The 15,265-nt window shown below is 38.6% G+C and carries 11 protein-coding genes; 2 read left to right on the top strand and 9 right to left on the bottom strand.

Features of this window, described 5'->3' with window-relative positions; all coding sequences use genetic code 11:
* Window positions 1-167: 167 nt before the first annotated feature.
* Window positions 168-953, top strand: coding sequence for a crotonase/enoyl-CoA hydratase family protein (locus tag G8E00_RS04370; RefSeq protein ID WP_166012249.1), 786 nt, complete (start codon window positions 168-170; stop codon window positions 951-953).
* Between the two features lie 73 nt (window positions 954-1,026).
* On the top strand, window positions 1,027-1,962 hold the full coding sequence (locus G8E00_RS04365; RefSeq protein WP_166222179.1) for an alpha/beta hydrolase family protein: 936 nt from the start codon (window positions 1,027-1,029) through the stop codon (window positions 1,960-1,962).
* Window positions 1,963-2,127: 165 nt separating this feature from the next.
* Here the strand turns inward: G8E00_RS04365 and G8E00_RS04360 are convergent, their stop codons facing one another.
* The 9 genes from G8E00_RS04360 to G8E00_RS04320 all read right to left on the bottom strand — a co-directional run bounded on the left by G8E00_RS04360 (window position 2,128) and on the right by G8E00_RS04320 (window position 14,957).
* The gene (locus tag G8E00_RS04360; RefSeq protein ID WP_166012247.1) at window positions 2,128-2,589 is read right to left on the bottom strand and encodes a hypothetical protein; all 462 of its coding nucleotides are present in this window, start codon (window positions 2,587-2,589) and stop codon (window positions 2,128-2,130) included.
* Between the two features lie 981 nt (window positions 2,590-3,570).
* Window positions 3,571-6,729, bottom strand: a complete 3,159-nt coding sequence (locus G8E00_RS04355) for an efflux RND transporter permease subunit (protein ID WP_166222177.1) — start codon at window positions 6,727-6,729, stop codon at window positions 3,571-3,573.
* Window positions 6,719-7,957 (bottom strand): efflux RND transporter periplasmic adaptor subunit, encoded by a 1,239-nt coding sequence (locus G8E00_RS04350; protein ID WP_166222175.1) that lies wholly within the window; start codon window positions 7,955-7,957, stop codon window positions 6,719-6,721. The genes G8E00_RS04355 and G8E00_RS04350 overlap by 11 nt, the downstream gene beginning before the upstream one ends.
* Window position 7,958: 1 nt before the next feature.
* Window positions 7,959-9,281 (bottom strand): TolC family protein, encoded by a 1,323-nt coding sequence (locus tag G8E00_RS04345; RefSeq protein WP_166222173.1) that lies wholly within the window; start codon window positions 9,279-9,281, stop codon window positions 7,959-7,961.
* A 49-nt stretch (window positions 9,282-9,330) separates the two neighbouring features.
* Window positions 9,331-9,945: a cation transporter gene (locus G8E00_RS04340; RefSeq protein ID WP_227591393.1), complete on the bottom strand. Its 615-nt coding sequence runs from the start codon at window positions 9,943-9,945 to the stop codon at window positions 9,331-9,333.
* Window positions 9,946-10,081: 136 nt separating this feature from the next.
* A complete protein-coding gene (locus tag G8E00_RS04335) occupies window positions 10,082-10,828 on the bottom strand; it encodes a 5'-nucleotidase, lipoprotein e(P4) family (RefSeq protein WP_227591392.1) in 747 nt (248 codons plus the stop codon).
* Between the two features lie 16 nt (window positions 10,829-10,844).
* Window positions 10,845-11,429 carry a nicotinamide riboside transporter PnuC gene (pnuC, locus tag G8E00_RS04330; RefSeq protein WP_166222171.1) on the bottom strand — a complete coding sequence of 195 codons (585 nt, stop codon included), beginning with the start codon at window positions 11,427-11,429 and terminating at the stop codon, window positions 10,845-10,847.
* A 13-nt stretch (window positions 11,430-11,442) separates the two neighbouring features.
* Entirely contained in the window at window positions 11,443-13,629 is a 2,187-nt protein-coding gene (locus tag G8E00_RS04325; protein WP_166222169.1) for a TonB-dependent siderophore receptor, read from the bottom strand.
* A 95-nt stretch (window positions 13,630-13,724) separates the two neighbouring features.
* Complete coding sequence (locus G8E00_RS04320; RefSeq protein ID WP_227591391.1) at window positions 13,725-14,957, bottom strand: phosphotransferase enzyme family protein; 1,233 nt, start codon at window positions 14,955-14,957, stop codon at window positions 13,725-13,727.
* Window positions 14,958-15,265: the final 308 nt, after the last annotated feature.

Raw genomic sequence — 15,265 nt, 5'->3', positions numbered from 1 at the left:
ATCATAAATTTTATTGATGATCTTAAAGCAAAATCCTAAGCGAAATAGCCTGCTGATTGTTTATTTAATGCAAAAAATCAGTCTCAAAATTGAACTGAATAGTTTTGACCATTTTTCATACATTCGTTACAACTATAACTTAAGATCTCTCATAGGAATTGCATGACATGTCTACACATCAAGGAAAAGTCAGTAGAGAAATAAAAGATCATATTTTTTTAATTGGTTTAGATCGTGTCGAAAAGCGTAATGCATTTGATAGTCATATGATTAATGATTTATCTCAAGCATTGACTGAATATGAAAATAATGACCAATTACGTTGTGCCATCATTTTCGCACATGGCGACCATTTTACTGCAGGTTTAGATTTGGTTGAGCTACAACCGAGAATGGCTTCAGGTATTTTTAGTGATGACCCTAACATCATTAATCCTTGGGGGACATCTGGGCGAAAACGCAAAAAGCCTGTGATTGTTGCTGTGCAAGGTTTTTGTTTTACTGCTGGTATTGAATTATTACTCAACGCCGATATTGCGATTGCGCAAGACAATACCCAATTCGCTCAAATTGAAGTTCAACGCGGGATTTTACCTTTTGGTGGTGCAACTGTTCGCTTTGTTCAAGCAGCAGGTTGGTCAAATGCAATGCGCTATCTCCTGACAGGTGATGGCTTTGATGCAACAACGGCAAAATCATTAAATTTAATCACTGAAATAACCACGGAAGCCCCTTTGACCAGAGCTTTAGTTCTGGCTCAACATATTGCCAAGGCTGCTCCCCTTGCAGTACAGGCGACACTTGCTGCTGCCAAAGATGCAACCTCCCTCAATGAACAAGAAGCCTTTCAAAAGTTAAATCAATATCTACAGCCCTTACTCAGTACAGAAGATGTTCAAGAAGGTGTCATGGCAATGGTTCAACGTCGTGAACCCAAGTTTCAAGGCAAATAATTGGACACTCGTCATTCAAAGCGATTGAGATCAGTTTATATAATAAAAGATAAATAAGCAGGATGAAAACAACATGGCAAATGTCGCATTAAATACAGCACAAAACTTTCAGGTAGAATCCGTAAAATTTTATGCACATGATGGTTATCCACTGTCAGGTATACGCTATATTCCCTCGCAACAGATTAAAGCAAATATAATTGTGTGCTGTGCAACAGGTGTACCTCAACTTTTTTATAGACGCTTTGCTGAATATGCAACGCAGTACGGCTATCAAGTCCTGACTTTCGATTATCGTGGTGTGGCAAAATCCGCACCGATGACATTAAAAGGTTTTCAGATGTCATATCTCGATTGGGGCCATTTAGATTTAACCGCTGCAATAGATTATAGCTTTGATGCGCAATTGCCTTTGTTTATTGTTGGGCATTCATATGGTGGTCAAGCCTTAGGTCTTAGCAAAAATCATGACAAGGTCACTGCAATGTATTGCTTTGGTACAGGAGCAGGTTGGGCAGGTTACATGCCATTTAAAGAAAGATTTAAGGTCTCTGTCATGTGGAATATCATTTTCCCTCCAATGGTTGCATTTAAAGGCTATTTGCCTTGGAGTAAACTCAATATGGGTGCAGATTTACCTTTAGGTGTTTATCAGCAATGGCGTAGATGGTGCAAAAACCCAACCTATTTTTTTGCAGATCCAGAATATGCTTCATTAAAAGATCAATATGCTCAAGTAAAAACTAAAATTTATGCGGTATCCGCTTTAGATGATGACTGGGCACTCCCAAATTCACGTCAAGCATTTATGCAACATTATCGAAATGCAGATTTACATTTCATTGATATACAAGCCAAAGATTATGGTCTTAAAGAAATTGGACATATGGGATATTTTAGAAAGGGGGCTGAACGTATTTGGGATGAAATGCTCAATGCGTTTAATGCCATGATCAACACTGATATTGTTGATGCCCGCATGGTGAATACCCATATCGCGCAATCTTAATCATGTGAGCAGGTGTCTAAGCAATAGCAACTGAATATTCATAGTGTTAGCAAATTCAGACTAAAGCAGATATGAAACCAACGAAGAAATTGATTTAAAAAATGGACTACCAGTGAGGTGGTCAACACCATTTCACTTTTGCGTATTTGTATTCATTGTTAGTGCTTATTGATCTTTCAGTGGGAGCAATTCCAATTTATGCTCATTCCCTGCCCCATCAACGTGGGTGTAAAACACACCAAATCGACTCACGTAATATTCAAGTGACTGCGATTTATAGCCCCAAAAGATTGACCACTCACCACCATCAAATTGATTGATTTGACTTTGTGTTTGTGTCGGCATTTTATTCAGAAATTCATATTGAATTTGGGTTGCATTTTTAGGATCTCGTTTAAAGATCTCTTTTTCAAATAATAATTTAGACACATCGTCAAATCTACGGACATCCTCCATATTGACAATGCTTTGAAAAACGGGGCGCTCATATGCTTGTTCAGGTTCAAATATTTTAAACAATCGTGAAACATCAAAGCGATTATGTGCTGTAGCAAAACTTAGTTTTTGTTGACTTTGTATAATATATTTCCATATGCAATATATACACAATACGAATAAAATCAGCATGAACAATTTCATATCTGTCTTTACCCCCTGTTATAAAACATATTAATTTTAAATCTTATTTTCATAACATTATTTTTAATCACTCACATGATTATTAAATAAGACAAAATAATGATTTTTCATTTTATCTGGTAAAAAAAACATTTTGCAACAATAGTGTAACTACATATTTCAAATAATACAGTAATATTACAATTTAAATTGATGATAATAATCAGAATAAGTCGCTATCTAAGCCGAATAAGATACAGTTTTAATTAATTTTCAAAAAATTCAATATTTGCACTATTGATTTTCCACATTTCCTTCAAAATATATTTTTCAATGCTAAATAAAAAGTGCTCAATAGGCTGCTTCTCGACAACCCAATCTCTTATTTTTATAAAAAAATCAATTCATACTTTTAGATTTCATTCAAACAGTGCTTAAGCCTTAAATTCAATCAGCAAAACAAATACCAGATTTAACGAAATAACCAAAATAAATTAAGTTATTGTTTTTATTAAATTTATTTTAATTCAACTTATAAAAACATACATCATCTTATTTTATTCACCCTTATCTCTACCCGTTTAAAAATAAGTACATGAGATCATAGCAATTTTTTATCTTTTTCATTATTTCCTGTGGTTTTATTTGTCATTCACTTCCTTTTTTACAATATTATTTTCGTATTGAAGTGAAGTCCTTTTCATTCTTTTTTCTGCTTTAAATAATGCAATTGATCAGTTTCATTGAAATTTTATAGCTGTGATCAAATTGCACTTTTCACATATTATTTGATTTACATCAACTATCTATTTATAAATTTATTCTGAATAAAATTCATCAAAACTTAATCAAAATAACCATCAAGTACACAACTAAACAAATTTATAATAATTGAACTTCAATTCTTTTAAATAGAACTATCTAATCAATACATTTAAATAAAACCGTAGATATTATGAATAATACCTACGGTTTGTTCAGCGTTAATTCTTACTCTTTATTGAGTATTTTAGCTGACTTTTGATTCATCCAACGATACAACACGGGTAATAGAACCAGTGTCAATAAAGTCGATGAAATAATGCCGCCGATAACTACGGTTGCGAGTGGTCGTTGCACCTCTGCACCTGTTCCTGTTGCAAGCGCCATCGGTACAAATCCCAAAGACGCCACACATGCGGTCATGAGTACTGGTCGAAGTCTAAGGATGGCACCATTCCAAATCGCATGATGTAAGTCATATTGTGTCCGCAATTCTTTAATAAAGGTCAGCATGACGAGACCATTCAAAACAGCCACACCCGACAATGCGATAAAACCAATTCCTGCGGACATGGAAAGTGGAATATCACGCAGCCATAAGAAGAAAATCCCTCCTGTTAATGCAAATGGAACGCCAGTAAATACCAACAAACTATCTTTGACATTATGGAATACAGCCATTAAAAGAATAAAAATTGTCAGTAGTGCAAGTGGAATCACAATTTGCATCCGAGCTTTCGCAGAAGCTAAGTTTTCATACTGTCCGCCATATTCCAGCCAATAACCACTCGGTAGATTATAGGCTTCAAGTTTATTTTGCATGTCCTGTACAAATGATCCCAAATCTCTTCCTTCGACATTCGCTGTAATAACCACGCGTCGTTTACCATTTTCACGACTGACTTGGTTCACGCCATCAATATTTGAGACTGTGGCGACATCAGACAGTTTGATTGCACCACCATTAGCCAGTTGTAATGGCAATTCAGCAATTCCATTTACAGTTCGATCTTGATCACTCAAGCGAATGACAAAATCAAAGCGTCGATCACCTTGTAAAATTTCACCAACATTTTGTCCACCAATACTTGCTGCAACCGTATCTTGAATGGATTTGATACTCAGTCCATATTGCGCAGCCAAAGCTCGATTGATATCAATATTCAGTAAAGGTAAACCTGAAGTTTGCTCAACTTTCACAGCAGCACTTCCTGAAACTTGTTGGATTAATTTGGCAATTTTATTGGCTTCGCTATTCAACACATTCATATCATCGCCGAACAATTTCACCCCAACATCACTTCGAACACCAGAAATGAGTTCATTAAATCGAAGTTCAATGGGTTGTGAAAACTCACTGTTATTTCCAGGTAATGTGGCCAAGAAACTTTCCATACGACCACGAAGCTCATCTAAACTTTCTTTTGGATTTGGCCATTCCGGACGTGGTTTCAACATAATAAAACCATCTGAAATATTTGGTGGCATGACATCTGTAGCCACTTCGGCAGTCCCTGTACGAGCAAAAACTACTTTAATTTCTGGGAATTTTTTCAATAAAAGCTTTTCAGTATTTTCCTGAATACGTAAGGATTCTTCTAACCCCGTGCTCGGTGAACGTAATTGCTGAATCGCAAAATCCCCTTCACTTAATTGTGGTGCAAATTCACTGCCTATACGTGTTGCCATCACACCAGAAATCAGCAAAATACACAGTGCGAATGTGAGTACAACCGCTTTATAAGCATATGCCCAATCTAAAACTCGCTCATAATGACGTTTTAAACTCTGCATCCAACGACTTTCAGTTTCTTTTATTTCACCTTTGACAAATAAAGCAACTGCAGCTGGAACAAAGCTAATCGATAAAATAATGGCTGCAATCAGCGCAAGTACAACTGTAAACGCCATGGGGTGGAACATCTTCGCTTCCAAACCTGTTAAAGCAAAAATAGGTAAATACACCACAAGAATAATGAGCTGTCCAAAGATCAGAGGACGGCGTGCTTGTTGTGCTGCCAAAAAGACCTCTTGAAAACGTTCAGACTGAGTTAATGGTCGCTTGACTTGTTCCTGTGCGTGCGCTAAACGTCGAATACAGTTTTCTACAATTACCACTGCACCATCGACAATAATCCCAAAATCCAAAGCGCCAAGGCTCATGAGGTTGGCACTAATTTTCTGCTCTGCCATACCTGTTAGCGTAAATAACATCGAGAGCGGAATGACACATGCGGTAATCAGCGCTGCACGAAAATTTCCCAAGAAAATAAATAAAATGACGATGACTAAAATCGCCCCTTCAACTAAATTCTTTTGTACCGTTTGAATGGCTTTTTCCACCAATACCGTTCGGTCATACACCGTTTCAATCTTGACCCCTTTGGGTAGACTTTTTTGAATCTCCTGAATCTTTTGATCGACGTCTTGTGCCACTGTTCGGCTATTTTCGCCCATCATCATCATGGCAATACCAAGCACAGTCTCAGCACCGTTATAGGTTGCTGCCCCTGTTCTTAAATCGTGTCCAATCGATACGGTTGCAATATCAGCAACGCGAATGGGTAAACCATTGGGGCTGGTCACCACGATATTTTCAATATCCTCAACACCACCCAGTACGCCTGGGACACGAACAGTCAGTTGCTGCCCATTTTCCTCAATATAACCTGCACCTCGGTTTTCATTACTTTCCTCTAAGCCTTGCTGTAACTGAGGCAATGTAATCTTGAGCTGCTGCATTCGATTGAGATCAGGTGACACCACATAGGTTTTATCAAAACCACCAATGCTGTTGATTTCAGCAACACCTTTGACCCGCTGTAGCTGAGGTCGCACAATCCAATCCTGAATTTCACGCAAATCCATTGCGCTATAGGGCGTACCATCTGGTTTTTTTGCATTAGCATCGGCTTTAAGCACCCATTGGTAAATCTCACCTAAACCAGTCGATACTGGCGACATGGTTGGTGCAACTTGATCAGGCAGTTCAGATTGTACTTCTTGAACACGTTGGTTAATCTGTTGCCGTGCCCAATAAATATCTGTGCCATCTTTAAAGACGATGGTGACTTGCGACAGTCCATAACGAGAGATTGAACGTGTCAATTCCAAATTGGGAATACCCGCCATAGCATTTTCAATGGGAAAGGTAATACGTTGTTCCACTTCAAGTGCTGTAAAGCCATTGGCTTGAGTATTGATTTGCACCTGTGTATTGGTAATATCAGGAACTGCATCTATGGGTAATTTTTGATAGCTATAGACACCTATTGCAACCCAAGCACAGACAAAGAGCATGACCCAAATAGCATTTTGTATTGAAAATTGAATCAATCGCTCAAACAGACCTTCAGGTTCTGGTAAATTCGAATACTTAGTGTCCATGGTCAGCCTCATCTTTTTCAAGTTCAGATTTCAGCAAGAAGCTACCTTTCGCCACATAACCTTGTCCTTGGGTCAGTCCAGATTTAATTTCAATCCATTGTCCATCTGATGATGTTTGACCTAATTCAATCGTTTGCGCTTGTAATTGAGTGCGTCCTTTGGCCTGACTTTTCATCACAAAAACTGTGCTTTTACCTTCAACAATTTGAATGGCTTGTTTTTGTACACGAAGTGCTGAAGTCTGTGCGCCATTTGCCAACTCAACATTGACCATCACATTGGGTCGTAAAGCATTCGCTTGTGAATTTACTTTGGCACGTACCACTAAACGCCCTGTTTGTGCATCAGCTTGGGTGGTTAAACTTTGAATAACTGCCTCATAAACCTGTTGATCAGGTAAAGTCTTAAAACGAATTTTTTGTCCAGCTTGTACAATATTGGCTTGTTCAGATGGTACGACAAATTCCAACCAAAGATCCTTCAGCTGTTCAATCGTGAATAATTGATCAGCAAGTTGAACATTTTCCCCCATCACAATATCTTTTTGACTAATCACACCTAAAATTGGGGCTTTGATTTCAAAACGTCCATTTCGACTACCATTTCCCCCTAAAGCACGAATCTTTGCTTGTGTAGATTGCACGGTAATTTGCGCTTGACGATAGGCATTTTCAGCACGTTGATAATCTTGCTTTGCGGAAACACCTTGCGTCCAAAGCTGCTTTTCACGCAAATAATCTTGATAACTCAAATTTAAATTGGACTGAGCCATGGCCAAATTGGCTTGTTGATCAATAAGTTCTGGAACTGAAAGTACTGCAAGCGTTTGCCCCTTTTGCACGATTTCACCCAAAGCCACATTGACCTGTTCGACATGACCACTAAAGTTTGGGGAGATATGCGCTTGTTGATCTGTATTGACCATGAGTTTCCCAGGTAACTCGATTCGCTGTTCAACAGCACCAATACTTGCGGATGCAAACTGAATCCCTTGTTCCACCAATTGTTGTGCACTGAGTTCAATCACACCTTCAGGAATTTCACCTTCATGGTCATGACCTTCCTCACCGTGTTCTTCCACAGTATCATTATGATTTTCACCTTCAGAATTTTCAGATTTTTTGCTGTTCGAAGACCAAATCACACCGCCTGCAAGTCCTGCACTGAGCACAATCAGAATAGCAATTAAAAGCGGTTGGGAAACTTTTCCCATCTGTTGAATTTGCATCTTATTCTGCCCCTAAATTGATTAAACGATTGGCTTGCTCTACAGCGGTTTTATTCAGTTGTGTATAAGCATCCGAACTACTCACTTGCTCATAACTGGTCCCTAAACTAAGCGCTTCGGCAGATAGAGCCGTCTGCCACGCTTGCCGTAATACATTGAGCTGCCCCATTCGAATGCTTTGCAGTTGTAAGCTGGCTTGCTGAACATCAGTGATGGATAACTTACCCATTTGAAATCCAGTCAAGGTTCGTTGTTGTACTTTTTCGGCTAAATCTAACTGTCTTGAAACAGAGCTAAACTGAGTCCCTAAACCTTTGAGTTGCTGTAAGGCATTGGCAATATCTAACAGTTGCTGTTTCAGTTCTCGTTGCTGTTGCTTTGTGAGGAGCAATTGATGTTGCTGCGCCATCGGTATGCTGTATTGCTGACGGTTAAAAATATTCAATGGAATTTCAACACCGAGCATTAAGGCGTTGTCCGTTTTATCATTGGGATTCTTTGTGCTGGTCATCCCAATATTCAAATTCGGATTAGCGCGTCCCTTGATTTTTAACTGTTCAATGTTTTGCTTTGCCTGAATGGTATTGAGTCCATACAGCTTTTCTAACCAACCTGAAGCAATATAATTTTCCACCGTCATTTGGCTCTGTTCAGGCCATGGTTTGATACTTTTATTGATTTGTATATCCGCTTCGTTTTCTCCCCATAGATTTGATAAGCGATGCTCCGCCACTTGTAAATCTAAACTGGCTTGTTGGAAAAGACGCTGATTTTCTAAGGCTTCAATTTGGGCACGCTCATAATCAACCAGTGCAATACTGCCTGCTTGATAGCGTTTTTTTGCACTGTCTAAATTGTTTTGACTCACTTGCAACTGAGCGGCATAAATTTGCTGTTCGACTTCAGCCAGTGCGAGTTGTGACCACGTGAATTTTACAATGAGTTCACTTTGAGCATTCCACAATTGCTGTTGAAGTTCATTTTGCTGACCCGCCAATTGCGCTATTTTTTTATTGAGTTTTCGCTCACCTAAAATATCTATCGGCTGGTTAATCGAAAAACTCAGTTGTCGCTCTTGATCTGATGCAAACCCTTCTTGAGAAATACTCACCGATGGGTTTTTCCAAAGACTTTTGTTTTTAATTTGTAGTTCAGAAATTTGTTGCCGTTGCTGCGAAACTTCGCTTTGACCTTGGTATTGTTTCACTTTTTCCAAAGCTTGCTTCATTGATGTTACGGTTTCAGCATGACTGATTTGTATACCGATTGCGCACAACGCAACAGCAAATATTCGGTGTTTGGTCACCGATAAATGATGATTCATAATTTTTCCCACTTTATAAATAAATTAAAAGCGGTGGGAATGTTTTAGGCTACCCCACCATTAGCGGGGAAAATTCAGGAGGAGGTGTTTGATCGATCAGATCTGGAGATTGATATGCATTGGTCCAACGATATTCTGGTTGAACGTGCAATATTGATTTTGGATGCAATTCGACAGTTTTAATCTTAGATAAAATCAAATGCCCCATAGAAGGTAAGTGATCAGTATGATCATCTTCAGTCAAATCTACTTGAAACTGTTGATGTGATTGGTCTGATCGCTTTTGATCACTGGATTGAATGTCATCACTCGATTGAAATTTATCTATAGCTTGTTGCCCTTCATCCATTGAATAAGATGACGAGTAATCTAAGATTTTCTTCGAATTTTGCTGATGAGCTTCACGCATTAAATCATGCACAGTCGCTTCATGATGACCGAAATGCATCGAGGGTTGGTTGTTCTGTCCCAACTTTTCATGGACGCAAAATGCTGCGGCCACATTCCAAACACTTTGGAACATGAACAAAGCAATCAGCATTGTAATCCATGTCGATGAACGCATAATTGAGTGAAAAATGGTGAGCTTGAGCATCAATTTAAAGCTTAAAGCTACTCCAAGGTCAAGTCTGAACTGGTACAAATGATTTAAATGAATATTCATAGATCAGATTTAAATTATAAGTTAATATTTTTTAATATAATTTTAAAAAACATGTTGCTTTGATTTTTGTAAATAGATGATCTTAAAGTAAAGATGGGAGACGATCACAAACGTGCCCCATCTTCCGCTATCCTTATTATTTACTCCAAGGCCCATAACTGACATTGGGTAAGACAATAAATGCTTCTCCAAATTTATCTTGATTGTCCAACACGGCTTTGAGTCGCTCTTGTTTCGACTGGTCCTGACTAAATGCTTTAGAAAAATCATGCAAGGTGTCGCCTATCAACAATACGATTTCATGATCTTTAGCCACCTGCTGACGGCGTTGTTCTTTACTCGTACCATACAGCAAAATCTGTTCATCACTAATTTGAGGTAAGCCCAAATTTTTCAACATCTGTGTGGTATACGGTCTATATTTTTGTGAACGATCGGAAATATAGTAAATTTTCACCCCATTTGCATCGGCGAAATTTAAAAACGCTAAACTGCCAGGAATGAGTTCAGGTTTCCCTGATTTTTCCCATGTGTCCCATGACTTCCAGTTGGTATAACTTTCACAACGTTTTAAATCATCGACAAAAACTTGCGTATTATCAATAACAGTTTCATCCAGATCGGTCACAATCGCCAAATTTTGAGCATTGGGTTTTTCTGCCAAAATTGCTTTTAAACGCGCTATTGCAACATTATAAGCTTGTAGTTGTAAAGCATGCACTTCAGCAGAACGGTGTTGAAATTTCAGACTCATGGCATATTGCTGAACCTCAGTCGAACAACTCGCTAAAGTGTTTGTAGCTGATTTTGCAAATGTATGCGGGCCAACACATAAGCTTCCCATCATACACAGCGAAAAAAACATAATTTTTTGAACATTCATATGCTCGAAATTCCTTTTAAATCTGAGATGCCATACGATTTTGTGTCTGATAATGATGACGCCACATACGCCAACCATTGAGTGCCAACACAATAAAAATGAAATACAGCAATGCGGTCACGTATAAGGATTTATGAATAAACATGCCCACATAAAGTGTGTCGACCACACACCATAAGCTCCACGTTTCAATGTATTTTTTTGCAGCCCAATAACTGGCCACAAGGCTAAATGACGCCAACATCGAATCCAACCACGGTAGTTCTGCCTGAGTCCAAGTGGCAAACCCCGAACCCAAGATCAGACCAAATACCACACCTGTCACAATGCTATAGATCAAGACTTTTTGAGGAATGTAAGAGGGATCGACAACGGCTTGTGTTTGATTGGCTTTTTTGGACCAGCTATACCAACCATACAGTTGCATCAGCACAAAAACGACTTGTAGCGATGCATCTGCATACAAATTAACTTCATAAAAAATAATGGCGTAGAGCAATACCGCAACTATATTGATGAGCCAGCAAATCCGATATTGTTTCGAGGTCAACCACACGCCTAACACATTTAAAATAAAGGCTGAAATTTCAAGTTTGCTCATATCACATGCTCATTTAAAACTTCATGTTTAACGACAATGTCGCTGTACGTGGATTCCCCAAGAACATATAGTTGTCACCATCAAATTCGCCCACATCACGCCAGTATTTTTGATTAAATACGTTGTTCACACTGAGTCTAAGCAACGCATCTGAGTTGTTGATTTGGAACGGATAAGCAGCCCCTACGTCAAACACAGTAAAACTTTTTACCTTCGCCGTTGCTTCTTTATTGGCAAATTTACTGGCACTGTATTGTGCGCCTGCGATCAGTTTTAGACCTTCCACATTGAAACCTGAGAAAGTTGGAACTGAATAAATCAACTGGGTCGCAAGACGAACTTTAGGAATATTCTGTGCCTGATGATCTTTATATGCATCAAGCGAAATACCTTGCAAACGTGCGCGCGTCAGCGCCAAAGAGCTATTGATCTCTAAACGTTCAGTCAGATGACCTTGTAAGCCAAGTTCCAGTCCCAAACTACGTTGCTTGCCCTCTGAGACAAAATAAAATTTTTCTGTTTCATCTGGTTTGGTGTATTGATTGTCTTGTCTTAAATCAAATACAGCAGCCGTAAATAAGAAGTCTTTTATTTTCTGTTTTAGACCAATTTCATATTGTTCAGAATGAATTGGAGACAATATTTCATCAGCATTTTCAGCAAACCATGCCGCAGAACGTCCATCTGCCAGACCTTTAGCATATGATGCATACAATGTTGTTGCATCTACAGGCTGATACATCACAGCAAATTGTGGCAAGAAACGATCTAGATCCGTTTGACGGACTTTTTCACGTTTTTTATTGTGGGCTTCTTCATCCAGATGAATCCATTTACCACCCAATAAAGTTGACCACTGGTCATTCCACTCAATTCGGTCTAAAAATGTCAATGCAGTCTGATTGCTCTTCAGCGCTTGATACCTTTGACCAATTTGTCCACTCTTTGGTTCGTAAGTAGGATTATCGTGATAAATATTACCAACACCAATTGGTAAATTAACACTACCATAACGATCTCGTGTTTTATAAAGCTGTGCCAGTTCAATATTTAAATGATGCACCGCCCAAGTTGTATCAAGCTGCCCATCCAGATTCATTTTAAATTGACTGGTTTTAAAGGTGTCATCAGGATTTTGATAATCGTATATATCGTAATTACCATTTTGGTCAAAACTATTGCCTAGACCTGTATATTGGCAAGTATCGTCATAACACCCCCATGCAAAGTTTGAATAATCATCAATTTTTGACTGACTATGTGAGGCCCCAACGCCAAATGTCCATTGATCATTCAAGGTATAGGTATATTTGAGACTGGTATTAAAGTTTTCCATGGTCACAGGTTTTCCCCATGTCGGGTAGCCCAAGATTCGCTCCCATTTCACATGCTGTGGGACTTCTGTGCCATTTAAAAGTTGATAACCGGGCACTGAACGTTGTTGTTGTCTTTGTGCCTCAAAGTCAAATTCAAGTTTGGACTGATCGGAGAGCTTCCAATCTAAAGCTAAGGAACCAAAAAAACGTTTGCCTTTTATATGTTCAACATAAGAATCTAATCGCTCACCGGCCAAATTGACCCGATAGCCAAATTGCTGATCTCTACCAAAAAAACCGCCAACATCGGTAGCGAGTGAATATTGACCATATTGATCTGCTGTTAATGTTATTGCTTTAATTTGTTCAGGTCGTTTGGTGACATAATTGACCACACCACCCGGTGTTGACATACCGCTTTGAATGGCAGAAATGCCTTTTAAAATTTCAACACGTTCTTTATTTTCCAGTGCCACATTTTGCTCGCCACGAACAACATTGCCGTTAATTAAATAACTTGAACCTAAATCGAGTCCAAAACCACGTGAGACAAAATTAGGATAGTAGCCAATCGCCGCATAACTATCGCCGAGTGATGCATCATTCTTAATCACATCTGACAGTACACGTGCATGTTGCTGTGCCATCGTTTCCGCAGTCACCACAGAGATCGATGCAGGAATTTTTGACACATCATGGCTTGCAAATCCCGACATACTGATTTGCGTCGGATAAGATGATTGTTGATCGTTAGAAGTCAACACGATGGTCTCCAAAGCTTTAACCTCTTCATCTGCATAGACCACAGTACTGACCACTGGGCACACTAAGATCATGTGTAATGAAATACTGAGTGAATTTTTTCTAAGCTTTAGTGTTTTCATGTTGACCCTTTTGTTCTCTGAGTGTTTATTTTCATGAGGTTTCAGATGGTGATACAACAACTCAAAACTGGATAAATGATCCAATTTTGAACGACTTATTCAATCAATTCGACCTGACGCACAGGAAGTAATTTGGATAAAAATTGGCTAAATGCTTGCCCCTGAGTTTGGCAAAACCAGTCTGTATGAGAAATTAACCAATCGTAATAGGCTGCATTTGCATGGTTTAAGTTATGTGTAATGTCGATAAAATATTCGAGCTCTGAAAAGGCAAAATCCAAATGCACGATTTTGATCAGCTCTGGCAAAATATGCAGATGTTCAATGGTAGGTGCTTGTTTTAAATAACTTTGAATAAAGGCTTGCAACCCTTTTTGATCGATATAAATGGTGTTGTAATCACCTTGATCGGACTTTTTCAGCTCCAACCAATCAATAAAATTACGTTCAATCGTGACCGCCAGATCGTAAAGTGCCGAGTTGTAATCACAAAGACCAAAATCAATCACACTACTGATTTCTGCATTGGATGAGTTCTCTGACCACAGCAAATTGGATGCATGTAAGTCATTGTGTGTCCATATTTTTTTTTGATGATGAAATGCAGATTTAATTTTTTGATGAATAACATGTGCTTGCGTCAGAAAATTTTCATCCAATACATGCTGTTGAAAATATGCTTTCAAGGCAGGACTTTGTTCAATACGATGCCTAATTGCTGAAACAAGATCCTCACTTTCAAGCAATTTTTGATTGGACACTAAATATTTGGCTGAACGTTCATTTCGGCTAGAAAAACCTTGTGCTGCGCGGTGCATTCTCGCCAACATTTGCCCAGCTTTGGCTGCATGACATGCATTAAAAAATGGTTTCCAAGACAGTTGATCTGCATAAAGATCAAAGCCTTGAGCCCGTTCAAAAATCTCATAACTCCACTCACCCATCGCCAATGCCGTTGAGTTTTCAGTATGCGTGATGAGCTTAGGTACACAAATCTGTTGATCTGCTAAATGTTGAATGAATAAATGTTCTTGTAAGAGATCATCGACATTTCGAAATGATCCATGACTACGTTTGATAAAAAATTGTGCTGTATTTTTCGTATGAGCATCTGCATGCTCAGGGGTCACATGAACAATGACCGCTGAAGAAAATGGACGTGGACTGCGCCATACGATTTCGAGTTGTCCGTGTAAAACAGCATAGTGCGCTTTAAGTTGGTTCAACTCATTCAAAGTGATATGTGGCCAATCTTTGGGTTCCAAACATGTCCCCATACCATGACCAAGCACGTGCATATCACCTTGTGGTTTGCTTGCATTGATCATGTTGTCACCTGACAAAATGACATGCTGTGAGTTAACACTTTTGTTCGCTTTGAAAGATACAAATCACAACGGGTATTGAATGAAATAGCGCTGTATAACGAATTTAATCTCTCGATCAATAAAACATTCGAGATATTGTCGATGTATTGAGACTTTAAATATATAACCCAGCATTTCAGCATGATCTATTCCATTTTAATCACAAAATAATAAGTGGTATGTACCACTTATTAAAAGTCTATATGATTTTATAAAATAAATCATCAACTGAAATTACTATTCTAACTAATCATCTTATTTCCATTAAA

Source organism: Acinetobacter shaoyimingii, from assembly GCF_011578045.1.
Taxonomy (GTDB): Bacteria; Pseudomonadota; Gammaproteobacteria; order Pseudomonadales; family Moraxellaceae; genus Acinetobacter; species Acinetobacter shaoyimingii.
Note: the sequence above shows the minus strand (reverse complement) of the source record. Positions and strands in the feature narration are given on the sequence as shown.